The 23,271-nt window shown below is 59.7% G+C and carries 25 protein-coding genes and 1 tRNA gene; 18 read left to right on the forward strand and 8 right to left on the reverse strand.

Annotated features, from left to right (window positions below; all coding sequences use genetic code 11):
- Positions 1-9: 9 nt before the first annotated feature.
- Complete coding sequence (locus ABMC89_RS14885; RefSeq protein WP_349569297.1) at positions 10-969, reverse strand: LysR family transcriptional regulator; 960 nt, start codon at positions 967-969, stop codon at positions 10-12.
- 127 nt (positions 970-1,096) lie between these two features.
- On the opposite strand from ABMC89_RS14885, the gene ABMC89_RS14890 reads away from it, so the two are divergent.
- From ABMC89_RS14890 to ABMC89_RS14925, 8 genes are all read left to right on the forward strand, one after another.
- Complete coding sequence (locus tag ABMC89_RS14890) at positions 1,097-1,972, forward strand: carbon-nitrogen hydrolase family protein (RefSeq protein WP_349569299.1); 876 nt, start codon at positions 1,097-1,099, stop codon at positions 1,970-1,972.
- A 79-nt stretch (positions 1,973-2,051) separates the two neighbouring features.
- Positions 2,052-2,270 carry a translation initiation factor IF-1 gene (gene infA / locus ABMC89_RS14895; RefSeq protein ID WP_005978431.1) on the forward strand — a complete coding sequence of 73 codons (219 nt, stop codon included), beginning with the start codon at positions 2,052-2,054 and terminating at the stop codon, positions 2,268-2,270.
- 54 nt (positions 2,271-2,324) lie between these two features.
- A complete protein-coding gene (locus ABMC89_RS14900; protein ID WP_349569301.1) occupies positions 2,325-2,903 on the forward strand; it encodes a Maf family protein in 579 nt (192 codons plus the stop codon).
- Entirely contained in the window at positions 2,900-3,925 is a 1,026-nt protein-coding gene (locus tag ABMC89_RS14905) for a ribonuclease E/G (protein ID WP_349569303.1), read from the forward strand. The genes ABMC89_RS14900 and ABMC89_RS14905 overlap by 4 nt, the downstream gene beginning before the upstream one ends.
- Complete coding sequence (locus ABMC89_RS14910; RefSeq protein WP_349569305.1) at positions 3,922-4,107, forward strand: DNA gyrase inhibitor YacG; 186 nt, start codon at positions 3,922-3,924, stop codon at positions 4,105-4,107. The genes ABMC89_RS14905 and ABMC89_RS14910 overlap by 4 nt, the downstream gene beginning before the upstream one ends.
- Positions 4,108-4,206: 99 nt before the next feature.
- A tRNA-Phe gene (locus ABMC89_RS14915) sits at positions 4,207-4,281 on the forward strand.
- A gap of 516 nt (positions 4,282-4,797) precedes the next feature.
- Complete coding sequence (locus ABMC89_RS14920; RefSeq protein WP_349569307.1) at positions 4,798-5,274, forward strand: putative pterin-binding protein; 477 nt, start codon at positions 4,798-4,800, stop codon at positions 5,272-5,274.
- Positions 5,244-6,665, forward strand: coding sequence for a sensor histidine kinase (locus ABMC89_RS14925; RefSeq protein ID WP_349569309.1), 1,422 nt, complete (start codon positions 5,244-5,246; stop codon positions 6,663-6,665). Before ABMC89_RS14920 ends, ABMC89_RS14925 begins: the two co-directional genes overlap by 31 nt.
- A 339-nt stretch (positions 6,666-7,004) precedes the next feature.
- On the opposite strand, the gene ABMC89_RS14930 is transcribed toward ABMC89_RS14925, so the two are convergent.
- Positions 7,005-8,105, reverse strand: a complete 1,101-nt coding sequence (locus tag ABMC89_RS14930) for an oxidoreductase (protein WP_349569311.1) — start codon at positions 8,103-8,105, stop codon at positions 7,005-7,007.
- Between the two features lie 117 nt (positions 8,106-8,222).
- Between ABMC89_RS14930 and ABMC89_RS14935 the strand changes: the two genes are divergently transcribed.
- From ABMC89_RS14935 to ABMC89_RS14945, 3 genes are all read left to right on the forward strand, one after another.
- Complete coding sequence (locus ABMC89_RS14935; protein WP_349569313.1) at positions 8,223-9,110, forward strand: LysR family transcriptional regulator; 888 nt, start codon at positions 8,223-8,225, stop codon at positions 9,108-9,110.
- 131 nt (positions 9,111-9,241) lie between these two features.
- Positions 9,242-9,850 (forward strand): DsbA family oxidoreductase, encoded by a 609-nt coding sequence (locus tag ABMC89_RS14940; protein ID WP_349569315.1) that lies wholly within the window; start codon positions 9,242-9,244, stop codon positions 9,848-9,850.
- Between the two features lie 183 nt (positions 9,851-10,033).
- Positions 10,034-10,873 (forward strand): methyltransferase domain-containing protein, encoded by an 840-nt coding sequence (locus ABMC89_RS14945; protein ID WP_349569318.1) that lies wholly within the window; start codon positions 10,034-10,036, stop codon positions 10,871-10,873.
- A gap of 309 nt (positions 10,874-11,182) precedes the next feature.
- Here ABMC89_RS14945 and ABMC89_RS14950 read toward each other — a convergent pair whose 3' ends face one another.
- From ABMC89_RS14950 to ABMC89_RS14960, 3 genes are all read right to left on the reverse strand, one after another.
- Positions 11,183-12,448 (reverse strand): adenylate/guanylate cyclase domain-containing protein, encoded by a 1,266-nt coding sequence (locus ABMC89_RS14950; protein ID WP_349569320.1) that lies wholly within the window; start codon positions 12,446-12,448, stop codon positions 11,183-11,185.
- A 748-nt stretch (positions 12,449-13,196) separates the two neighbouring features.
- Positions 13,197-13,394: a hypothetical protein gene (locus ABMC89_RS14955; protein WP_349569322.1), complete on the reverse strand. Its 198-nt coding sequence runs from the start codon at positions 13,392-13,394 to the stop codon at positions 13,197-13,199.
- A gap of 125 nt (positions 13,395-13,519) precedes the next feature.
- Positions 13,520-13,726, reverse strand: coding sequence for a hypothetical protein (locus ABMC89_RS14960; protein WP_349569324.1), 207 nt, complete (start codon positions 13,724-13,726; stop codon positions 13,520-13,522).
- A gap of 257 nt (positions 13,727-13,983) precedes the next feature.
- Here ABMC89_RS14960 and ABMC89_RS14965 point away from each other — a divergent pair, with 257 nt between their 5' ends.
- The 5 genes from ABMC89_RS14965 to ABMC89_RS14985 all read left to right on the forward strand — a co-directional run bounded on the left by ABMC89_RS14965 (position 13,984) and on the right by ABMC89_RS14985 (position 18,747).
- Positions 13,984-14,475 (forward strand): Lrp/AsnC family transcriptional regulator, encoded by a 492-nt coding sequence (locus ABMC89_RS14965; RefSeq protein WP_349569325.1) that lies wholly within the window; start codon positions 13,984-13,986, stop codon positions 14,473-14,475.
- Positions 14,476-14,638: 163 nt separating this feature from the next.
- Positions 14,639-15,778: a glycine cleavage T C-terminal barrel domain-containing protein gene (locus ABMC89_RS14970; RefSeq protein ID WP_349569326.1), complete on the forward strand. Its 1,140-nt coding sequence runs from the start codon at positions 14,639-14,641 to the stop codon at positions 15,776-15,778.
- Between the two features lie 27 nt (positions 15,779-15,805).
- The gene (locus tag ABMC89_RS14975) at positions 15,806-16,255 is read left to right on the forward strand and encodes an OsmC family protein (protein WP_349569328.1); all 450 of its coding nucleotides are present in this window, start codon (positions 15,806-15,808) and stop codon (positions 16,253-16,255) included.
- Between the two features lie 19 nt (positions 16,256-16,274).
- Positions 16,275-17,075: an enoyl-CoA hydratase gene (locus ABMC89_RS14980; protein ID WP_349569330.1), complete on the forward strand. Its 801-nt coding sequence runs from the start codon at positions 16,275-16,277 to the stop codon at positions 17,073-17,075.
- A 4-nt stretch (positions 17,076-17,079) separates the two neighbouring features.
- On the forward strand, positions 17,080-18,747 hold the full coding sequence (locus tag ABMC89_RS14985) for an acyl-CoA synthetase (protein ID WP_349569332.1): 1,668 nt from the start codon (positions 17,080-17,082) through the stop codon (positions 18,745-18,747).
- Positions 18,748-18,776: 29 nt separating this feature from the next.
- Here the strand turns inward: ABMC89_RS14985 and ABMC89_RS14990 are convergent, their stop codons facing one another.
- Positions 18,777-19,193 (reverse strand): DUF6647 family protein, encoded by a 417-nt coding sequence (locus ABMC89_RS14990; RefSeq protein WP_500812333.1) that lies wholly within the window; start codon positions 19,191-19,193, stop codon positions 18,777-18,779.
- A gap of 232 nt (positions 19,194-19,425) precedes the next feature.
- Here ABMC89_RS14990 and ABMC89_RS14995 point away from each other — a divergent pair, with 232 nt between their 5' ends.
- The gene (locus ABMC89_RS14995) at positions 19,426-20,337 is read left to right on the forward strand and encodes a LysR substrate-binding domain-containing protein (protein ID WP_349569334.1); all 912 of its coding nucleotides are present in this window, start codon (positions 19,426-19,428) and stop codon (positions 20,335-20,337) included.
- Between the two features lie 209 nt (positions 20,338-20,546).
- Here the strand turns inward: ABMC89_RS14995 and ABMC89_RS15000 are convergent, their stop codons facing one another.
- Both ABMC89_RS15000 and ABMC89_RS15005 read right to left on the reverse strand, forming a co-directional pair.
- Positions 20,547-21,725 (reverse strand): MFS transporter, encoded by a 1,179-nt coding sequence (locus ABMC89_RS15000; protein ID WP_349569336.1) that lies wholly within the window; start codon positions 21,723-21,725, stop codon positions 20,547-20,549.
- Positions 21,725-22,138: a nuclear transport factor 2 family protein gene (locus tag ABMC89_RS15005; RefSeq protein WP_349569338.1), complete on the reverse strand. Its 414-nt coding sequence runs from the start codon at positions 22,136-22,138 to the stop codon at positions 21,725-21,727. Before ABMC89_RS15005 ends, ABMC89_RS15000 begins: the two co-directional genes overlap by 1 nt.
- A 184-nt stretch (positions 22,139-22,322) precedes the next feature.
- Between ABMC89_RS15005 and ABMC89_RS15010 the strand changes: the two genes are divergently transcribed.
- Complete coding sequence (locus tag ABMC89_RS15010; protein WP_349569340.1) at positions 22,323-23,129, forward strand: LuxR C-terminal-related transcriptional regulator; 807 nt, start codon at positions 22,323-22,325, stop codon at positions 23,127-23,129.
- Positions 23,130-23,271: the final 142 nt, after the last annotated feature.

Here is a 23,271-nt window from a genome sequence, read left to right on the forward strand (position 1 = left end):
CTTGCAGGATCAGGACAGGTGGAACGCGCCGTCCAGCCACGGCAGTTTTTCGAGTGCGGGAACGATCATCCGCCGGTCCATCAGGCCGCGCATCGCCTGTGCGATGTCGGAGGGGACCTCGCCGCTCCAGTCCGGTGCGGTAAACAGGGAGATCTGGCGCGCCGCACCGCTGCCGGGCAGGGGTTGCGCGATCAGCCGGTCGTGGAAACGGGCCGCCCGCATGAAGCCTGCGGGGGTGGTGATGGCCCAGCCGATCCCGCGCGCGACCATCGCCATCAGCGCCAGATGGCTGCCGATCTCGAACCGGGCAGGCAGGGTCGCGCCTTCAAGCTTGAGATAGCTTTCGATCTGCTGGGCGATCAGCTGCTCGGAGGAGTAGCGCAGGAAGGGCAGGCTGGCCGCCCCGCGCAGCAACGTGGCGGGATCGTAGGGATGTTCGGCCGGGGTAATCAGGATGAACGGATCGTTGGCCAGCTTGTATTCCACCAGACGGTCCGAGGCGGGGGCGGCACGCGCGGCAATCGCCATGTGCAGCTTGTCCGTCGATACCATCTCGAGAAGGCTGTGGCTGGCGTCGGTCAGCATCCTGAAGCGGCAGCCTTGCAGGCTTTCGGCAAGGATCAAGGCGAGGCGCGGTGTCAGGTCGTCGTCGAAATCGTCGATGATCCCGAGGCTGAGATCGCTCAGATGCGCAAGGTCCATCACGCTGACCTCGGCTGTCGCCAGCCGCAGTTCCGACAGCGCCGCCGCCGCGCGCCGCAGAAAGCTTTTGCCGGAGGGCGTCAGGCGCATCGGGCGGCGCGAGTGATCGACCAGTTTCGTGCCGAGCGCCTTTTCAAGGTTGCGCATCTGCTGGCTGACCGCAGGCTGGCTGAGGCCGGTTTCCTGCGCCGCCTGCGCGACAGAGCCCGAACGGGCAAGCGCCTCGAAGACCTCGAGCCCGCGCAGACTGATCCCTTTGATGTGCATTCCGCCCCTTTCGCTGATCCCCACGTTGTGAGGGGCCGGGGCGCGGGCGTCAACCGCCTGCGCCCCCTTGCGGCTCCGGTATGCTCTTGGCACTCTGCACGCGCACCCCACCTGAACCGGAGCCTGTATGAGAATCGCAACAGCCGCCTATCCGCTCGATGTCCTGACGTCCTGGTCACAGTACGAGGACAAGCTGTCGACCTGGGTGGCCGGGGCGGCGGGGCAGGGCGCGGATCTGCTGGTCTTTCCCGAATACGGTGCGATGGAGCTGGCCACCCTCGACGGGCTGGAGGTTGCGGGCGATCTGGAGCGGTCGCTCTTCGCGGTGTCCGACAAGATCGCCGAGGCGGATGCGCTGCACCAGCGGCTGGCAGCGGCGCACGGGGTGCATATCGTCGCGGCCTCTGCGCCGGTGGCAACACCCACGCGGCCTGTGAACCGCGCGCGGCTGATCACGCCGACGGGGCAGATCGGTGTGCAGGACAAGCAGATCATGACCAGATTCGAGCGTGACATCTGGGGTGTCATCGGCGGCGGCCCCTTGCAGGTATTCGATACCGCGCTGGGGCGGATCGGTATCCTGATCTGCTACGATTGCGAATTTCCCTTGTTGGCCCGTGCGTTGCAAAGCTGCGATGTCATCGCTGTCCCGAGTGTGACCGAAACGCTGGCCGGTTACTGGCGCGTGCGCATCGGGGCCATGGCGCGCGCGCTGGAAAACCAGTGCGTCACGGCGATGTCATCGGTTGTTGGCGATGCGGACTGGTCCGAGGCGCTGGGCACCTCTTACGGAGCGGGCGGCATATACGGCCCGCCCGACACCGGGTTCCCCGCGACAGGAGTTCTGGCCGCGGGCGAGATCAACGTCCCCGTCTGGACCTACGCCGATGTGGATCCCGCGGTGATCGCCAATGTGCGCGCGGACGGAACCGTCCTGAACCGCGCCCACTGGATCGAACAGGACGGGCGCGACGATCCGGCGACAAATGTGATGCTGCGATGACTTCCCCCTTGAAAATCGGGCGGAATGCGCTCATTTAGTCGCGTGTCCCGCAAAGGGGCACGTGATTGAAGGAGAGACCATGGCCAAGGAAGATACGCTCGAATTTCCCGGTGTTGTGAAGGAACTCCTGCCTAACGCGACATTTCGGGTCGAGCTTGAGAACGGCCATGAGATCATCGCGCATACGGCAGGCAAGATGCGCAAGAACCGGATTCGCGTTCTGGCAGGTGACAAGGTGCAGGTCGAGATGACCCCCTATGACCTGACCAAGGGACGGATCAACTACCGCTTCAAATAACGCTCCGGTCCCCGTGCGGGGGGCCGCAGGCGCCGCGCTGACAGGGGCCTTGCGATGAAATTTATCCTCGGATCAGGATCGCCGCGCCGGCGCGAATTGCTGGCGCAGATCGGTGTCGTGCCGGATGACATACGTGCACCCGACATCGACGAGACGCCGCATCCGAACGAACAGCCCCGCCCCTACTGCAACCGCATCACAGCCGCCAAGGTCGCGGCGGTGCAAGCCGCGCCGGACGATATCGTGCTCTGCGCCGATACCACCGTGGCGCTGGGCCGGCGCATCATGGGAAAACCGCAGGATGTGGCCGAGGCCGAGGCCTTTCTGCGGCTGCTGTCGGGCCGCCGCCACCGCGTGATCACGGCCGTCGCCGTACGGCGCGGCGCACAGGTCTGGCAGCGGGACGTGGTCAGCACCGTGCGCATGAAGGTGCTGTCCGACACGGATCTGCGCGGCTATCTGGACACCGGCGACTGGCAGGGCAAAGCGGGCGGATACGCGATACAGGGACCGGCAGGCGCTTTGATCCCGTGGATTTCGGGGTCGTTCACCGGCATCGTCGGATTGCCGCTTTGCGAAACAGCCGGATTGCTGCAAGCTGCCGGATACCCGCTGAAGGGAGAGGACCGATGAAAGGTCGCACGATTATTCTTGACCACCTCGGCGATGTCGAAGCTGCCGCCCTGATGGTGGATGGCGCGCTCGACGATCTGCTGATCGACACCGGCGATGCGCCGCGCGTCGGCACCGTCTACCGTGCCGTTGCGGACCGTCCGGTCAAGGGGCAGGGGGGGATGTTTCTGAAAACTCCCGATGGCTCCGCGTTCCTGCGGCAGGTGAAGGGGCTTGCGCCCGGCCAGACTCTGCTGGTTCAGGTCACAGGCTTCGCCGAAGAGGGCAAGGCCATTCCCGTCACCCAAAAGCTTCTCTTTAAGAGCCGCTACGCCATTGTCACGCCCGAAGCGCCCGGCCTGAACGTCAGCCGCGCGATCCGCGACGAGGCGGAGCGGGACCGCCTGCTCGAAATCGCGCATGACACCATGGGAGACGCCGAATACGGGCTGATCCTGCGGTCAAGCTGTGAAGGGGCAGCGGCCGAGGAGGTCTCGGAAGATATCGTTACGATGCTTTCGCTTGCCGATGCTGTCCTGTCCGATGACGCCACCGAAATGGAGGTCCTCGCGGAAGGCGACGGCCCGCACACGCTTGCCTGGCGTGAATGGACCACAAAGGCCGAGGTCGTGACCGAACCCGGCGGCTTCGAGGAGCACGGGGTTCTGGACGCGCTGGACGCGTTGCGCGCGGACAGGGTATCGCTCGGCGGCGGGTCGTCCATGTACGTCGAGCCGACCCGCGCCCTGACAGCCGTCGATGTGAATACCGGAACCGACGCTTCGCTGGCCGCGGGGATCAAGGCGAACATGTCCTGCGCCCGCGCCCTGCCGCGTGCGCTGCGTCTGCGGGGGATCGGCGGGCAGATCGTCATCGATCTTGCCCCGATGCCCAAGAAAGATCGCCGCCCCTTTGAGACGGCCCTGCGTGCGGCGTTCAAGTCGGATGACGTGGAGACGACGCTGGTCGGATGGACGCCGCTGGGCCATTTCGAACTGCAGCGCAAGCGCGCCCGCATGCTGCTGAGCGAGGTGATCGAATGACCTGCCCGATCTGTGACGCCGAGACCGACCGCAAATACCGTCCCTTCTGCTCGCGCCGCTGCGCGGATATCGACCTTGCCAAATGGTTCAGCGGCGCTTATGCCACGCCGTCGCGCGACCCGGAAGACATTGAAAAAGCGCTTGAGGAGCTTGAAAAGGCGCCTGACACGAAGCCGCACTGACCTTTCGCAAAGAACACTGGCGTGACTGAGAAAAAGAGGCTGGACACCCGCCCGCGCAGCCCCTAGAACGCGCTCACCCACCGAATGATCGGTTCCCGTGCCCGGGTAGCTCAGGGGTAGAGCAGTGGATTGAAAATCCTCGTGTCGGTGGTTCGATTCCGCCCCCGGGCACCACATTTATCAAAATAAATAGCAACTTACCGCATCCGTTACCTGACGGATCTTAGTGTAATAAACTTAGACACAGGTAGGCGCTCAGGATAAGTCTCTGGTTCAACGGGAAAATCACGAAACGCGAAGACGCAGAGCAAGTATTTGCGCCGTGGATCGAGTATCTACGAGACAGCTCGCACTCCGATCTGGCGCGCGCGTGTTAATGATCCCGTCAAGACGCGATAGGTCGTCCGACCGACCAAGGAAACCAGCCGCTTAGACGCTGCTGAAGTCGTGAAAGAAATCCTTACGGACGATCGGTCAAAGCAGAATGCCAGTCCTGCCGTGACCAAAGATCGATCCCTCGAGCACGATGCGCATCTGCTGTCCTAAAGTCTTCTTCTCAGCCATCGCGCTCGCTGCACGCTTTATCTACTTGCTATGGATTCTGAGGCTGGACCCTCTCCCTGGGTCAACAAACAATTGACATGAAGTCGCGTTAGACAGGGTTCTGATGACCAATACATCCGGGATTGAATGATGCGAATTAAGAGAGCCTTTTGGACCGGACTGCTTGCTTTGCTGCTTGCGGCTCCTAGCTTGAGCCATGCGCAGGATATACTGACCGTTACGACGGCGGATCGAACAGAGAGTTTCACCCTCGAAGAAATTCTCGCGATGCCGCAAACGACTGTTGTGACGAAAAACGATTACGTTGACGAAACGACTATCTTCCAAGGGCCGAGTTTGCGCTCAGTGCTTCAGGAGATGGATATTACCCAAGATGCGGCTCTGGAAATGACCGCGCTTAACGATTTTTCTTCCCAAGTGCCGGCTGCAGACGCCTTTGAGTATGACGTCATTTTGGCGGTCTTGCTGAACGGTGAAAGGATGTCGGTTCGTGACAAAGGACCGATTTGGGTAATCTACCCGATGGACGACAATCCTGAACTTCATGACGAGATCTACAATGATAGGCTGGTATGGCAGTTAAAGAGCATCTCCGTCGACTAAGCCCTTACGGGAAATTTATCCGTGGACTGCTCCTTTTATTGTTTATCGGCGCAGCGGTTTTCGGGATCGTTGTGATTTCCAAACTGGACGACGGGGTCCAGAAAATTCACACTGCCGAGCAGAGTGACCCTTTGTGGGTTGCCTCGCAATTGCAGTTTGAATTGCTGAGGCTCGAGAATGCTCTCGGCGAATATGCACTCGGGTCCAAATCGGCGGCAGATGTGGCCATGCGGTTTGACATCGCATGGAGCCGGATCAATGTCCTCCAGAAGGGCGAGCTGCCGCAGCTTGTCGACAGCTTCCAAGTCGATGACCGCGTTGTCGGGAATCTTGAGGTCACTTTCGAACGCTTGGAACCTGTAATTCAAGGCCTCAACACGGAAAGCCTCACCGGGGCAGAACGAATTGAGAGGGTTGAATCCATTCTGTTTGCGCTGGAAGACTATGATCTCTTGATCCGGGAGTTTCTTGTGACTCTCTCGCAGGCAAAATCCGGGGCCATGGCGGAGTTCAGATCCGGCCTTCTCACGCTGTCCGATACGGTGGCATATCTCAGTCTTACAATTCTGGCCCTTTTGGGTATTTTTATCTTTTTGCTCATGCTTGAGCTTAGGACTGCCAAGCATGCCGAAAACGAGATGCGCCAGCTCGCTCAAGAAGCGTCATCGGCTGTCCGAATGAAAATGAATTTTATGAGCATCGTCAGTCACGAATTAAGGACGCCACTGACTTCCATCATTGGCGGCTTGGCTTTGTTGAAACGCCGAGTTGCAGATACGATGAAGGATGAAGCCGCGCTCAATCTGCTTGATGTCGCATGCCGCAATGGAGATCGGCTTCTCGCACTGGTCAATGACATCTTGGACGCGCAGGCTTTGGCAGAGGGTCAAGTGAAGGTTGATCGCAAACCAGTTGACCTGAATACAATCGTGGCTTCGGCAGTCGAAAGCTGCCAGGCTTACGGTGACAAAAATAACGTCAGCTATCTGGTGAAAACGCCGGACGAAGAGTTGAAAAGCCTGACAGACAGCGCCCGGGTCAGCCAGGTTCTGGTCAATTTGATTTCCAACGCTACAAAATTTACACGCTCGGGTGATGTCGTATCAATCAGTCTGGAAAAGATGGGCCAGAAGGCGCGGATAGAGATCAGCGACAACGGGGTAGGGATCCCCATCGACGCGCAAGGTGACATCTTCACTCCCTTCCATCAGGTCAACCCGGGCACCACGGGTGCCATCAAGAGCAGCGGGTTGGGTCTGAGTATTACGAAGCAGCTGATTGACCTTCTCGGCGGAAAGATGGGGTTCAGGTCGGTCGAAAAAAAGGGCTCAACCTTTTGGATCGAGTTGGATCTGCTGTCCAATGCCTCCGCAACCCAAGCAAGGGCATGACGTGACTGCGTCACCTCCTCTGGGCCCTTCGTAGGAGAAAACAGGCGTTCGGCAGTCTATGGCACTCTGGCCCGCCGTGGACGGAAGCAATGAGGCCCAAGTTGTCTGCTATGTGCCAACGTTTGCGCATGCTGCGATACGCGCAAGTGGCCCTTCGCGCACAACGCATATCACGTCGAGCCCGTGTCAAAACAGACATTCTCAAGGGGCTTCCGATCGTCTGCCCGGCGCCATTGACACAGTTTGACAAACGAGTAGCCGGCGCATCGAATGATCCGGCCAGGCAGCGTTCTGATGCATGGACCCGCTGTGACGCGGGTCCATGCAGATCAGCTTTGATCAGAGCTCCAGCTCGCTCTCCTTGACGTAAGCGATGGGGCCAAGGACGGCAGGATCGAAATCGCGCAGCTGTGCCGATTGCGCGATGCGGGCAGGGAAGTCGGGATTGGCCAACGCACCCCGGCCAAGTGTCACCACATCGGCACCCTGCTGCAGCACTTCTTCCGCCTTGGCAACGTCATGCAGGCTGCCGTTTGCCAGGATTACAGTGTTCGGGGCATATTTCTTTGCGAAATGAGCCAAGCTCGGACCCTCTCCGAATGCGGGTTGCCAGGCCTCGAACTCGGTGACGTGGATGTAGTCGACGCCGGCATCCGCCAGAGATCCGAAGATGATCTCCGCGTCCTTCTCGGCCCCGGCCCACTTGTGGACGTTGTCGTTCACCTTGCCCTGAGAAATACGCACACCCAAGGGCACGGCATTCCCGATTGCAGCTCGAACTGCACCGATCACTTCAAGCGTCAGGCGCACGCGGTTTTCGGTGGAGCCACCATATTGATCCGAGCGGGTGTTGGTGTAATCCGTCAGGAATTGATCGAGCAGGTAGCCATTGGCCCCGTGGATTTCCACACCGTCGAAGCCGGAAATCTCGACGGCACGACGGGCTGATTCAGCAAAGCCGTCGATAGCTTCCTTGATTTGGGCATCGTCGATTTCCCGCGGCTGTGGGTATAGGCCCTCGCCCCGGTAGAAGGCCATTTGCTCCCCTTTGGGCTGAACGGCAGACGGAGCCACATTGAAATCTCTGAAGCGGTTTCCCTGAGAGATGCCGCCAGCGTGCATCAATTGCGCAAGTGCCAGCGCTCCGTTACTTTGGATGGCCTTCACGACCGGCTGCCAGGCGCGCGCCTGTGCCATGTCCGTCAGACCCGGCTGGAAAAGATACCCTTGGGCATGCGCCTGATCGGTGTAGATCCCTTCCGTGATAACAAGTCCGAACCCGCCGCGCGCGAAGCGTTCATAGTAGCGCGCCATTGTTTCGGTGGCGTGACCATCCTCGGTCGCGGTCACGCGGGTCATCGGAGCCACCCCAAGGCGGTTCTTGGTGGTCTGGTCGCCGATCTGGACGGCATCGAACAATTTCTGATGTCCTGTGGTCATCTTGCAATCCTCATGATTTGCCTGGCGATGCCAGCGGCATGGCAGGGAACTAGCTGGGTGCGCCACAAACCAGAAGTGTGTCTAGACGTTAAACTGAGTAACGCTTAGCGTTATAAAATGGATATAGACAGTGTTTCCTTGTTCAGAACGATTGCAACGCTCGGCACGCTTTCGGCGGCGGGAAGGAAACTGGGCCTACCGGCGATGACAGTCAGCCGTCGCCTTGCCAGCCTCGAAGACGAACTTGGCGTGCGCCTGTTCCATCGCACCACACGATCGGTATCGCTGACACCCGAAGGCGAGGTGTTCCTGCCCTACGCCTCGAACCTTATTGAGACACATGAAGCTGCTATCGCCGCCGTGGCAATCGGCGAAAGCGGCTTGCGGGGAGTGCTGAAGGTGACGGCACCCAACCTCATCGGACGCTCGATTATCGTTCCCGCGCTGACCCGGCTTATGACGGACAACCCCTCGCTGAAAGTCGATGTCACACTGTCCGATGCGATCGTGGATATTGTCGGCTCTGGTCTGGACCTCGCAATCCGGGTGTCGCCACTGGCATCTTCTGAACTGGTCGCAACACAGCTTGCTTCCAATCCCCGCATCCTATGCGCATCGCCGGAATACATCCGGCGCTTCGGAAAGCCTTTGACGACCGGCGATCTTGCTTCTCATCTCTGCCTGACGCTGCACGGAATGCCATCCTGGCCCGTCGAGTCGAACGGAGAGACCAGAACGATCCGCGTAGAGGGGCCTTTCGCGACAAGCAGCATCGAGGCCGTGAGGGCGGCGTGCCTCGAAGGTGCTGGCATAGGCATGATGACCTATTGGGATGTCTGGGAGTGTCTTGAAAATGGCAGCCTCGAACGGATTGAACTGTCGGATGCAACGCTGCGCGACCTCGGCATATGGGCGGTCTATCCCACACGCCAGCAGCTTCCGAAACGGATCCGCGCGTTGATAGATCAGCTCAAGGCACATTTCGCCACTTGGCAAATGCCGTAGCGGCGCAAGGATGTTATTAGAACAAAAAATGCTAAGCAGCATAACGTCTGGGCGTTCTTGCCGGCCGCGTGTAACAAGGTAACTTCCGACCATCATCGGGCCAGCGCCCGCACCCATTCAAGGAAAAAGCCGTGACCAACGAGCAAGTGAAAGTCTATGTCTGGACCGATTTCGTTTGCCCCTATTGCCTGATTGGCGAAAGCACGATCCATGCGGCAGTCGAGGCCGAGGGGGCCGCGCTGGTATGGCTGCCGTTCGAGCTGCGCCCACATCCGACCCCGACGCTGCGCCCCGAAGATGACTATCTGCAGACAACTTGGAAGAAGAGTGTCTACCCAATGGCCAAAAGGCTTGGTGTAGACATCCGCCTGCCCACGATCTCACCTCAGCCCTATACGCGGACGGCCTTCATCGGGATGCAATGGGCAGCCGATCAGGGCACAGCGAACAGCTACGTCGAAGCGGTCATGCGTACCTTCTTCCAGGAAGATCGAGACATTGGTGACATCGCGGTCCTGAAGCAGATCGTTGACGGTCTCGGTCTTGATGCGGACGCTTTCGAAGCGGCGCTGGTTCAGCCGGAATATGCTCGCCGCCACGATGCGGCGCTGGCCCTAGCCCGGAACGTTGGGGTGCAGGCCGTGCCGTCGGTCCTGATCGGAGACCGCCTCGCATCCGGCATGCAAGATGTCGAGAATCTGCGTGCCATGATCCGCGCTGCGACGTCTAACCTACTATAGGTCTGACCATGATCTTGCCCGCGCGATGCGGTGGGCTGCCTCGCCCGTGCAGCGGTCGCTCGCTATGCAATATTCTGCGCCCGACCCATCGTCCGCCAAGAGCCCGAAGCCGACTTTCTTAAGCTCGCTACGAAAAACGAGCGAACTGTGATATGCAGGTGGGGGCAATTTGGAGGGCTGCACATGACCGACGCCAAGTCCATTTCCGACCACTGGGGGAGGGGCGACGTCTTTGCGCGGATCATCGAAGCGATGAAATTGGCTAGGATCGACCCCGGGTCTGCGACCATCGAAGACCTCGCGCCGGTAGATCATTTCCATGCACGCGGGTTCCCGGCGACAGTTGATCTTGCGGATGCTTTGCCGATCAACAAGGGAGACCGGCTTGTCGATATCGGCAGCGGCATTGGCGGTCCCGCCCGATATCTGGCGAAGCGTTTCGGCTGCCTTGTGGACGGGGTCGATATAACAGGCCCCTTCGTCGAGGCCGGGAACAAGTTGAGCGCGCTTGTCGGAATGGAGGACAAGGTCCAGTTCCGGCACGGCGACGGTCAGCAATTGCCATACGCTGATGAGCAATTTGATGGTGGTTATGCCCAACATGTCACCATGAATGTGCCTGACCGCGACGTTTTCTTCGCGGAAGCCTTTCGTGTGCTTAAGCCCGGCGCGTTCTTTGCGCTGACCGAACACGGGCTCGGCGTGGCGGGTGAACCATATCATCCGGTCCCCTGGTCCGAGGACGGAAGCGGTGCCTATCTCATGCGCCCCGCCGAGACAGTTGCAGCTCTTGAGAGGGCCGGTTTCTCTGACATGGTGGTGACCGATACGGGCGAAAAATACCTGAAGGGCTACAAGGCCGCCATCGCCCTCGCAGAAAAGGGCCAGGCGCCGGTGTTCGGAGTGCACATCCTTCTGGGCGAGCTCGCCCCGCAGATTGTCCGGAATGCCGCGCGAAATATTGAGGAGGGCAGAACACACCCGGTTCAGATCGTTTGCTACAAGCCCAGGCAGGCGTCTTGAAAATACGACTTGGGGCGACAGCCAAATCCCGTAGCCTTGCCCTCAGAGACGACCAAGATAGTGAATGTCTGAAATGCCGACCGCGCCTGTAGCATCAGCAAGGCAGAACGAAGCTCGGCCCTGGGCGGGTAGCGACGCGCGGCCGAGGTTGCCAGGCGCGACCCATGCTGCGACGCCGCAGGGCCGTTTTGAGCCCAAGGTGCTAACTGCTGCATCCCGCGCCAACGGCAGCTCTGCGTATCAAGCGCGGTTTGCCAGCTTGAGCAGACTTATCTCTCTGTCAGTAGCAGAGCCTATCCAATACCAGCGTTACGCCGGCGTAGAGCGCCGTGCAATCAACCACCACGTAGTCACCGCGCCCATTCCTTTGGCATCAATAGTCCCACGGCGCTCCAGCACGTAATCACGCTCCAAGGCAGTCCTGACAGTCTCCATCACCTGAATGCGACCGGGCTCGCCATGGCTCTCCATTCGCGAAGCGGTATTCACGGTGTCACCCCAGACATCATAGAACAGCTTCCGGATGCCAATAACACCGGCCACGGCAGGACCACCATGAAGGCCGATCCTAACGTCGACGCCGCCGGGGATACCTGCCGACAGCGACCGTGTTGTTTCGAGCATATCAAGAGCCATGTCCGCGATCCGATGGACAGGGTCGCTGCACTGCGTTGGTATGCCCGCGGCGACCATGTAGGCGTCTCCAATGGTTTTTATCTTCTCAAGTCCGTGTCGGTCCGCCAGTTCGTCAAACTTCGAGAACACCAGATTGAGAAAATTGACAACTTCGTCGGGGTTCATCTGCAACGAGCGGGGTGTGAAATTCACAATATCCGCAAAAAGGATGCCCACTTGCGGCACACGATCAGCGATGGTCTGCGACGGGTCCGACTTTAGCCGTGACGCAATTTGATTTGGCAAAAGGTTATAGAGCAGGGCCTCTGAGCGGGCATGTTCGGCTTCAAGTGCATCTTCGGCACGCTCCGCGCGAAGAAAGGCGACAAACCCGATCACGAGAGTGAGGACGACGGTCCAGGAAACCACCATGGTTCGTGAAACGGCAGAGTAGGCTGCATAGTTCGGAAGGCTAAGTGCCGGCGTGTCAAAGAAGAACATGGCAACGAGAACACTTATGACGGCTATAAACGTAGCGTACCCAAGTAGAAGCGGACGCTGCGGCCCCAGTATCGCCAGCCAGATTATTGGCGTTAGCGTCATGTAGAAGTGGGTCGCCGAGTCTGCGCCAACCAGGTAGGTCTGCACGCAGAATAATCCGCACAGAAAGGGCGTGCCCAGTACCACTGCGGATGTGGGCGCGTATGAATACCATATCGGTGCGACCAAGAACGTGACACCGATGCAGAGGGCGATGAAGCTTGCTGGCCAATAGGGACTTCCAAGCAGCAAGAAAGTTCCCACGTGTACGAAGGAAGATAGTGCAGACAGCCCCATTATCGTATTGCACATCAGTTGCCTGCGACGCTGGCGTTCAATGTCATCCTTCAAGCCGTATTCTATGTAGGCTCTGAAAATTTTTGACAGCGACGGGCTTGTGCGGCGTTGCTCTTGCGCCATGCGCGTGGGTCCTGAAATATCTGTTTTCGAAAAAAAAGGCGAAGACGATCTGCCTACAGTGAAAACTCGAAATCTCTGCAAGGCAACATTAACTACCGAAATCCTGTTTTGCGAAGTCTGGCTTCAGCCCATTGTCGTGTCGCGGGCTGACCCAACATAGCGCTCGGCCAATCGGAGAGCATCGTAGGCATCAGCAGTCGCCCGGGCCGGTAGCGACGCATCCCCGCGCGGGCCGGACGCTACCTCTTCGGTGGCGCCGCGGATCCGCTTCGAACCGCGTTCGTCACTTGGGTCGAGGCTACCGGCCCCAGTAATTCAGAATGCTTCCAAGCTTCAGCCGGGCAAGCTTGCCTGCAGAAGATCTGCGGCCTGCCGTCCGGATTGGCCGGACGCGGACCCCGTCAAAGAAATGCCTGTGCTCACCGAAAGGAGCACCGCCGGCGTAAGTCTCTAGTGCGGTCAAGACGATCGCCCGCCGAAACTCCTCAGGCGGGGCGGAAGGCGAGATACCCCCGCTGTTGATGATTTCCGCGGTTTCGTGATCGGCACCCGGCCAATAATATGCCACCTGAAGATGCTCATAGCCCCTGTCTTTCTCGAACTTGGTTACCTCGAACCTGGTCCCTGCGCCATGCCGCGCCGATATCAGCTTGGCATCCTCGAAAACGGAATAGCCGTAACGGTCGGTGGCGGGATCGAGATAGATTGACAGTGTCTGGCCCTTGTCGGCGGGCGGCGTGGTTGTCCATTACCCGATCTTCTCGCGATCGAATATCCAGTAACTGGCATTCCATTGTACCGCGGCAGGTTCTTCCCCGTCCACCGCGTCAAGGAAAGTCGCCCCCTCGTTTCCAAGAAAAGCCTCTGGCCCGTAAAGACCTGTAACGAAATCTTCCAAAGGCCGGTCCAGATTATTGTGGTGGCGCAGGTTGATCGTATCAGTCACTCACTGGTCCTTGTCGCGCTTTGCTACCGGTCGTTTTTATATCACGTCCTCCTCCTGAGGCATCGGATGATTTTCGCCCAGTTGTCCGAGGTCCGATGTCGTCCGCGCAGCGGCCGCCCGCAGTTTCATGTCGGCAACGATGTCTCGGTGTCAGGGAATTTACATTGGTTCAGTTGAAACGGCTGTTGCAAGTTGAGCGATATCAGAATCTTCGCGGCGCGCTCGCCGGCGAGCCAGACCTGATCGATCATCGGGTCCATCCAGAAATCGGCGCCCCAAACCGCGTTGGCGGAGACGAAGACGTCACGGTCGCCAGTTGTGAATTTCGCCAACACCCGTCTTGGGCCTTGATCGCTGCAGGCTGGCATCCCGAATACATCGCTTTCGTGAAAACGGGGGCTGCGAAAAGCTGGTGTCATCGGACGATAGCCACCTGTTGGCGGGCAACCCGGACCGACGCGACGCAGATTTGCCGGTTTTGGTCGCAGAACGGGCGTGCTGAGGGAGGGCTTTCGGATAGGTAAATGCTGACCTGGCTGGCGGTCATGCTACACTGGGATTTGCATTATACCATGAACGAGCTGACCCGATGAAACGACTTGCCCTTGATGCAGCAGACATCCGCATTCTGTGCGCGCTACAGCAGCATGGTCAGATGAGCAAAGCCAAATTGGCCGAGGTGTGCAGCCTTTCAGCGACGCCGTGCTGGGCGCGGCTGACGCGGCTGAAGGCTGCAGGATACATCCGGGGCTATCACGCCGATATTGCCTTGGGCCAACTGGCCGATTTCGCGCAGGTGATCGTGACTGTCTCGCTCAGCCGTCACCGCAAGGCCGACTTCGACCGCTTCGAAGCCTACGTCAACGGCCGTGACGAGATCATCGATTGCATCGCCACGGGCGGCGGGGTCGACTACATCATGAAGGTCGTCAGCGCGAGCCTGACCGCCTTTCAGGAGTTTGTCGAAGACCTGCACGAGGCAGACCTCGGCATCGATCGCTACATGACCCATTTCGCGACCCGACAGGTGAAAACCGCTTTGCCGAACATATCAAAGCTGGCCACTGCGCGCCTCAAATAGGCGCGCCGGTCCAAACGGTCCTGATAGCACTCCAAAAACAGCCCGGTTCGACTGCGAATGCGGAATCTTTGGGCCGCTTTCCTTGGCTTTTCCGAACTATTGCTCGGACAGAGTTTCACGGTTCGTGGTCGGGAGGATCACAACCAAAAGGGAGGACGTTTCAATGCAAGCAGATGATTTCGGTTTCGGCACACAGATCCGCAAGTCGCCCTATTTCGACGCTACTGTGCGTTGGGGCGCGCAGGGGTTTTCCGTCTATAACCACATGTATATCCCCCGTGATTTCGGTGACCCCGAACAGAACTTCTGGAACCTCGTGAACGAGGCGATCCTGTGTGACGTAGCGGTGGAGCGTCAGGTAGAGATCACAGGCCCCGACGCGGCCAGGTTCACCCAGATGCTGACCTGCCGCGATCTGTCCAAGATGGCCGTGGGCCAGTGCAAATACATTCTCATCACCAATGCCGATGGCGGCATTCTGAACGATCCAATTCTGCTTCGCTTGGCGGAAAACCACTTCTGGATCTCATTGGCCGACAGCGACATTCTGCTTTGGGCGCAGGGGATCGCGATCAACTCCGGCCTTGATGTCACGATTGGTGAGCCGGATGTTTCACCGTTGCAATTGCAGGGCCCGATGTCAGGCGAGATCATGAGGGCGCTCTTTGGCGACGACATCATGGACCTGCGCTATTACTGGCTGCGCGAGGTTGAGCTGAACGGCATCCCGCTGATCGTGTCGCGCACCGGCTGGTCGAGCGAGCTGGGCTACGAGATATACCTGCGTGACGGGTCCAAGGGCGATCTTTTGTGGGAAACCATCATGGCCGCGGGGCTGGAGTTCGGGCTCAAGCCCGGGCACACCTCCTCCATTCGTCGCATCGAAGGTGGCATGCTTTCCTATCACGCGGATGCCGACATGAGCACCAACCCCTTCGAGCTTGGCTTTGACCGTCTGGTCAACCTCGATATGGAGGCTGATTTTATCGGCAAGGCCGCGTTGCGCCGGATCAAGGACGAAGGCGTCAGCCGCAAGCAGATCGGCCTGATCATCGACAGTGCCCCGCTTTCCGGCCCGAACACCACGTTCTGGGACATCAATGCGGATGGGGCAAGTATCGGCAAGGTCACATCAGCCGTCTACTCGCCACGGCTCAAACAGAACATCGCGCTGGCCATGGTATCGGCCGAATACGCAAATATCGGTGCGATGGTCGAGGTCGTCACAAAGTCCGGGCCCGTTCGCGCGACGATTTGCGAACGCCCTTTCTACGATCCCAAAAAGCAAATCGCTGCCGCTTAACGCGACGACAAAAGAAAGCAGACGCCGATGTCAGACCTTGCGATCGAGCTGCATTGGCAGCGTGTCACGCCCGTATTGCAAACCGGTTCCTACTCCAACGAGCACACCGTGCAATACAACAAGCACTTTGATCTGCTTGTGGATTCCGCCCCAGATTGGGGCGGAAATCCCGAAAATACCAACCCCGAGCAGGCCCTCGCCTCGGCCCTGTCCAGTTGTCATATGATGACCTTTCTGGCGTTGGCCGCCAAGGCAGGCTGGCCGGTGGCAAGCTATCATGACCACGCAGAGGCCTATCTGGGGAAGAATCCGAAGGGGCAGATGTCAGTCACGCGGATCGACCTTCATCCCGTGGTCCGTTTCGACACGGGCTTTGCCGTCAGCGATGACGAGTTGGCGCAAATGCAGAACCGCGCGCACCGCTACTGCTTTATCGCCAATACGCTGGCCGACAGCGTCGAAATCAATATTTTCTAGCCGTCAAAGGATCCGCCACGTGACCACATCTGACATCCTGCTGCGTACTCTGGACGGGCAGGGCATTCTGCGCCTGACCCTCAATGACGTTGCGCGGCGCAATGCCCTGTCCGAGGCGATGCTGGCGGACCTCGGCGCCGCTATTGACGATGCCGGATCAGACCCGGCGGTCCGTGTGGTCGTGCTGGCTGCCAACGGCCCTGCCTTTTGCGCGGGCCATGACCTGAAGGAAATGACCGCAGGCCGCGCCGGAGAGGATGGCGGCAAGGCCTATTTCACCCATGTCATGTCCCTCTGCGCAGGCGTGATGCAGGGCATCGTGAACTGCCCGAAACCTGTGATTGCAGAAGTGACCGGCGTGGCGACGGCGGCAGGATGTCAGCTGGTCGCAAGTTGCGATCTGGCGGTTGCCGCAAACACCGCGAAATTCAGCACACCGGGGGTTCACATCGGGCTGTTCTGCTCCACCCCCATGGTCGCCTTATCGCGCAACGTCGCGGACAAGCACGCGATGGAGATGCTGCTGACAGGCGATATGACCTCGGCCGCGCGGGCCGCCGAGATCGGCCTTGTGAACCGTGTCGTGGCGCCCGAGGCGCTGCAAGAGACAGTGATGGAGATGGCGCGAAAGATCGCGTCGAAATCCAGTATGACGCTCGCCACGGGCAAGCGCGCCTACTATGCTCAGCGGGAAATGACGCTCGCCAGCGCCTACGACTACGCCTCTGGTGTGATGGTTGATAATATGCTGGCGCAAGACGCGCGCGAAGGCATCGGTGCCTTCATCGAAAAACGCGCGCCCCAATGGCAGGACGTATGACACCATGACAGCGAACCCCTACAACACCGATCTGGACCGCAACCCGGCAAACCATCAGCCGCTGACACCTTTGACGTTTCTGGAACGCGCGGCCTCGGTCTTTCCGGATCACACGGCAATCGTGCATGGCGCGTTGCGGCGTGATTATGCCGAGTTCTACGCGCGGTCGCGCCAGCTGGCCTCCGCTCTGGCGCAGCACGGCATCGGGCGTGGTGACACGGTGTCGGCCCTGCTGTCCAATACGCCTGCAATGCTTGAATGCCACTACGGCGTTCCCATGTGCGGCGGTGTCTTGCATTCCATCAACACCCGTCTCGATGCATCGGTGATCGCGTTTCAGCTGGACCATGCCCTGTCCAACATCGTCATCGTTGACCGCGAATTCATGCCCTTGATGCAGGACGCACTGGCGCTGGCCGATGTGAAGCCACTGGTGATCCAATACGACGATGCGGAATTCGAGGGGCCCGCCCTCGCGGCAGATGCGCAGGACTACGAGGATTTCCTGTCGGCGGGCGATCCCGATTTCGACTGGCTCATGCCGCTGGACGAATGGGACGCGATTTCGATCAACTACACCTCCGGAACAACGGGGGATCCGAAGGGTGTCGTTTCGCACCACCGGGGGGCCTATCTGTTGGCGCAGGGGAATGCGTTGACGACCTCGATGGCGAAACATGCGGTCTATCTGTGGACGCTGCCCATGTTTCACTGCAACGGCTGGTGTTTCCCTTGGACGCTGTCAGCGATCATCGGGACCCATGTCTGCCTGCGCCAGGTGCGGGCAGAGCCAATCTGGAACGCCTTGGCCGATGAGGGTGTGACGCATCTATGCGGCGCGCCTATTGTCATGTCGTTGATGATCTCGGCCCCCGAGGAACAAAAGCGCAGGCTCGATCAAACCGTGCAGTTCTTTACCGCTGCCGCCCCGCCGCCGGAAAAACTGCTGGCCGACATGAAAACCGCAGGCTTTGATGTAACGCATCTTTACGGGCTTACAGAAACCTACGGTCCTGCCGTGGTGAATGACTGGCATCAGAGCTGGTCCGATCTGCCGCCCGCCGAACAGGCCAGGCTGAAATCGCGCCAGGGCGTGCGCTATCTGCCGCTTGAAGGACTGGACGTCCTTGATCCCGAAACAATGCTGCCGGTGCCGCGTGACGGAAAAACCATGGGCGAGGTCATGTTTCGCGGCAACGTCGTGATGAAAGGTTATTTTCGCAACCCGAAAGCCACGCAGGAGGCATTCGCCGGCGGCTGGTTCCACTCCGGCGATCTGGGCGTGCGGCACGCGGACGGCTATATTCAGCTCAAGGACCGTTCCAAGGACATCATCATTTCGGGCGGTGAGAATATTTCATCCATCGAGGTGGAAGAAGCGCTCTATCGCCACCCGGCGATTGAGATTGCCGCCGTGGTTGCCATGCCCCACGAAAAATGGGGCGAGACGCCCTGTGCTTTTGTCGAATTGGCCGCGGGGAAAACCGTGGATGCCGCCAGTTTGACCGCTTGGTGCAGGGACCAGCTGGCACCCTACAAAGTGCCCGGACGGTTCGTATTCATGCCGATTCCGCGCACCTCCACGGGCAAGATCCAGAAATTCATCTTGCGCGACCAAGCCAGAGAGATCGCGCAAAACCCAAATGCAGGTCAATTGTCTCCGGCTCAATAGGCCGGAGCTTTTCTTGCCCCATCGGCTTCTCATTCTGGATGGATGTCCCGCGGGGTGCACCCTGCGTCGAGCACCACGGCCACCCAGTTCACGTCCAGCGAAAGCCCTTGCGCCAAGAGCCACATCTCTTGCAACCGGTAGGCCGGGAGTTCCTGTGCAGCCGGGCAATACCAGTGCTGTGGCGCCTGCCGGTGATGAGAAAGCTCGTGCAGTAGAACAGCCACATCTTCTGCCCTGCGTGGATTCCAGGGCTGCACAAGCAAGATCTCGGACCGGTCCGGATCATAGAGACCGCGAAGACGACCGCGCTGAAAACTCGCCGTCGCACCTTGGCGCGCCGCAGCCTCCCAAGCCGTGACAAGGCGCACGCGCGGGGCCGCATCGCGACGCGGCCAGACTGTGTGCGCATCGAGCCAAGCCTCGAGCGAGGCGACAAGCGTAGCCATGTCTTCCGCTTGCTGCCATTCGGCTATCGACGCAGGCGTCGCGCTCTCGGCGCGTGGCAGCGTTGGGCACAAAGCTATCAGGGCCATGGCGAGTGCCATGGCGCGGCGGGAGCGATACATAAGTCCCTCCAATGCAGGATTTTGAAATTTGGTATCCCGATGCTACAATGCGGGCCTAAAGGTTCCGAACGATCACTTTTCAGGCTCGCGTGAGCTCAGTTCAGGCAGAAAGATGGGACGTAGGCTTCCTCCATTCGCAGCCGTCCGCGCCTTTGAGGCCACAGCACGGCACATGTCGGTCAAGGCCGCGGCGAGCGAACTGTGCCTGACGCCCTCGGCTGTCAGCCACCAGATCAAGGCGCTGGAGGAGTTTCTCGATACGCTGCTCTTCGAGCGATCCGGCAACCGCATCGCGCTTACCCTCACGGGAGAGGCCTATGCCGGAAAACTCATTCACCTGCTGGATGCGCTCACCGAGGAAACCGAGGCCGTATGCGGGGCGCCGAGACCCTTGCGGGTCCTGTCGACGCCGGGCTTTGCGGCGCGTTGGCTGGTGCCGCGTCTGCCAAAGCTTGAGTTCGCCCGCGATATCCGCCTGCGCGTCTCGAACGGCGCGCCGTCGCTCGACTTCACCACGAATGACGCGGACGTTGTGATTCAATGGTCCGACCGCTCAACGCCCGGCTTGCGCGTCGAGCCGCTGATGGCCTCGGCACGGTACCCGGTAATCTCTCCGGCATTGCGGGAGCGCGAAAACGTGCGTCACCCTGAGGATTTGCTGCGCCTCACGCTCTTCTACGACGAGACGGACGATGCCTGGCCAGAATGGTTCGCTGCGGCGGGCCTTCCCGCGGCTGATCTGCCGCCAGGGCCGACTTATCCCAACTGCGAGTTGTCGACGACCATGGTCGAGCAGCAACAGGGCGTGTCGCTGGCCTACGACGCCGTGGTCCGAGGCACGATCGCTTCGGGACGATTGCAGCGCCTTTTCGATGTGACCACTCTGCCCATGTCGATCTATGCCATCGCCTGTCCCGAAGCCCGAGCAGATGACGTAAGGATCGCCGCGTTTCGAAGCTGGTTGCGCGCGGAGGCCGAGGCCGAGCGCGTCTTGCCAAAGCACCTCACGCAGGCGGCAGAGTGATCCGGTCAGAAGCTATCGTCTGCATGACGATGTAGATCAGGCAACCGCGGCGGTCGGCGGCTTCGTCCGCTGAGTGACCTCATCCAGGACTGAAATCGGGCACCCGCAGCCAAGGACCGCTAGACCGACGGCTGCCACAGCGCCGCAAGTCTGCTTCGGACCAAAGGTGACAAATGCTGCAATCTGAACGCGTGCCGACCTTGATGCGATCACGACGAGCCCGCCTTTCGGAAATCTACCCCGTAGCCTTCCTTGATGAATTTGAACGCAAGTGCGCATGGGACAACGCTTGCGAAGAGGATCATGCCCAGCCAGATCGGGCCTTGCGGCTGCCCGGTGGCATCTAGGATCGCGCCGGCTGCGGGGGGCGTGGCAAGCATGATGGCGTAGTAGATCGTAAAGAATACCCCCATGCCAAGAGCGCGGACCTCTGGCCGCAGGGCGAGACCGGCCAGCGCCATGATGACACCGGCGGGCGCCATCCCGACAAGCCCAAAGAGCAGGCTGGCCGCAAGACCGGCGCCGGGCAAGCTCAGCAACCAAAGGGCCATCACTGCCGCCGTCATACACACCGTCAGGACCAGATCGCGCCGGCCGTACCGATCCACGATCTGACCGCATAGCGCACCGGAGCCGATCATCAGCCAACTTCCGACGCTTATGACGCCCGCAGCGGCGATTGACGATTGTCCGAGGTTCTCAAGCACCTTCGGACCGAAGGACAGGTAGGTCACGTATCCCGCGTTAAAGACGCCCCAGGCGCTCGCGGCACAGAACACCAGACGCCATTCCAGCCGGGTCAGCCGCGCCGCACCGCCGGAGTTTGCGACCGGCAGGCCGGCCGGCGCACGATAAAAGATGAAGACCCCCACTGCTGCCAGCAGACAATAGACCGAGGCGATTTGAAACGGCGCCCGCCAGCCGTAAAGTTCGGACAGCCAGGCATGCCCCACTTGGCCCATCGCGATGCCGAAAGGCCAGGACATGACGAGGATGCTCATCGCGGTGGCGATCTCGCGGCCATCGAACCAGTCGGCGACCATCTTGGTGAAATAGAGATTGATGATGAGAAACCCGATACCCGCGATCACGCGTCCGGCCCCGATGCCGGCGCTGCCGTCCGCAACCGCAGAGATGAGCCCGCCGATAGCCAAGGCCATCAGCCCCAGAACCGCCATCTCGCGATCGGAAATCAGCCGCCCGAGGTATCCCGCCGGAAGTGCCAGGATCAGCCCCGGTGCCATGAACAGCCCGATCAGCAGGCCAAGGCTTGCGTAGTCCAGCCCGAAGGCCGCGATCAGACCGTCGCCGACGGAGGCCAGTGTCTGGAACTGAAACCCCATCCCGATCCGGGCAAGAAACAGCAGGGCAAGGATGCGCCAGCGCATTACGCCCAACCGAGCCCGCGCAGCGCCTGCACGTCGTTCCAGATCTTGGTCATATGGGCGATCTTGTCCCCGTCGAATTGCATGACATAGGCGTAGTCGGACATGACGGCCTTGCCGGTCGGTGCCACCGGTCCCCCGGGGCCCGTCTGCGTGCCGTGAAACTCGGCGGTTACCACGGCGGTGACGCGCGCCTCATCCATTGCGAAAGACGTTAGCCTGTAGCGCCCGTCCTGCACTGGGGTCAGCAAGTCCTTCATCCACTCGCAATAGTCCGCAAGCGTCTTGGTCTCAGCGAGCGCGTCAGCCTGGCAGCTGAAAGTCGCGCCATCCGTGCACCAGTCTTGGCAGACATCCCATCCTTTGCCGGTTTCGCACGCATCAAAGAAAGCTTTTGCCGTATCGAACTGTGTCATCTGGGTTTTCTCCAAGCTTGTTTTCCAGAAGCAGCTTAAGAGGAAGTCAGAAAGGCCAAGTATCGTGCAGATGCTTTAATCTGCGAAGAAGTTGTGCAGTATCCCACTACAGCACTTGCTGGATTGCGTGCCGTGTCCACACTGCTCAAACTACATTTGAAAGAATTTCTACGAGGCGGCAGCCATGTCAGCACAAGTCGAATTAAGCCCGCGGGAATTGGAAATCGCACAATCCTATGCAGGTGGCGCGACCTACCAAAAGATCGCAGAAACCCTCTGCATTGCGCCATCTACCGTGCGCACGCACCTCGCGACGATCTACAGAAAACTGGAGGTGTCCTCGAAACAGGAACTGGCAACGCGGCTGAGCGGCGAAGTGCCAGAACCTCGCAACCAGTCCGAAATGACAGCAGTCATCTCGGAGCTGGCGCTGAGCCTCGAAGAAGCGATCAGCCGTGAAAAAGCACTTAGCGAGGTGCTGCGGATTATTGGCGCAGCAAAAGGCAATCTGGACGCCGTGATGCCCCTGATCCTGGGCCATGCGCTCGAATTATGTGACGCGGAATACGGCATCCTTTTCGAGTACGGGCAGAACGGAAAATTCCATGCGACATTCACGCTCGGGATTCCGTCGGATTTCAAGACATGGTTCGAAGACAAGGGCTGGTTCGCTGTGAGCCCTGAAACAGGGCTCGGCCGGATGGATGCCCAACGTGAAGTCATCAACATATTCGACGTCAAATCGGAGGCTATCTACAAGACCAACGATCCCCTGCGCCATGCAACCGCCGATCTGGGTGGTGCACGATCCTTCGTCGCCATACCGATGCTGGCCGCTGACGATCTGGTCGGCGCGTTTGCTCTGTACCGACAGACCGTCCGTCCATTCTCAGATGATGCCACCAGACTGGCGCAGCTGTTTGCCGCACAAAGCGTGATCGCGCTGGAGAACGCGCGGATGATCAAAACCATGCAAGACGCGAAAGCTTGACGCAGAAATCCCCGCGGCTTCAACAAGCCGAGCGACCCTGCCAGGCTTGCTGCCTTACTGGATGGAACAGGACCTTGCGAAAGCGGCCATCGATGCCAGCTGAGCGAATTGTCTGCAGAGCGGGTTTTAATTCTATTTCTTT

The organism is Sulfitobacter sp. HNIBRBA3233, assembly GCF_040149665.1.
Taxonomy (GTDB): Bacteria; Pseudomonadota; Alphaproteobacteria; order Rhodobacterales; family Rhodobacteraceae; genus Sulfitobacter; species Sulfitobacter marinivivus.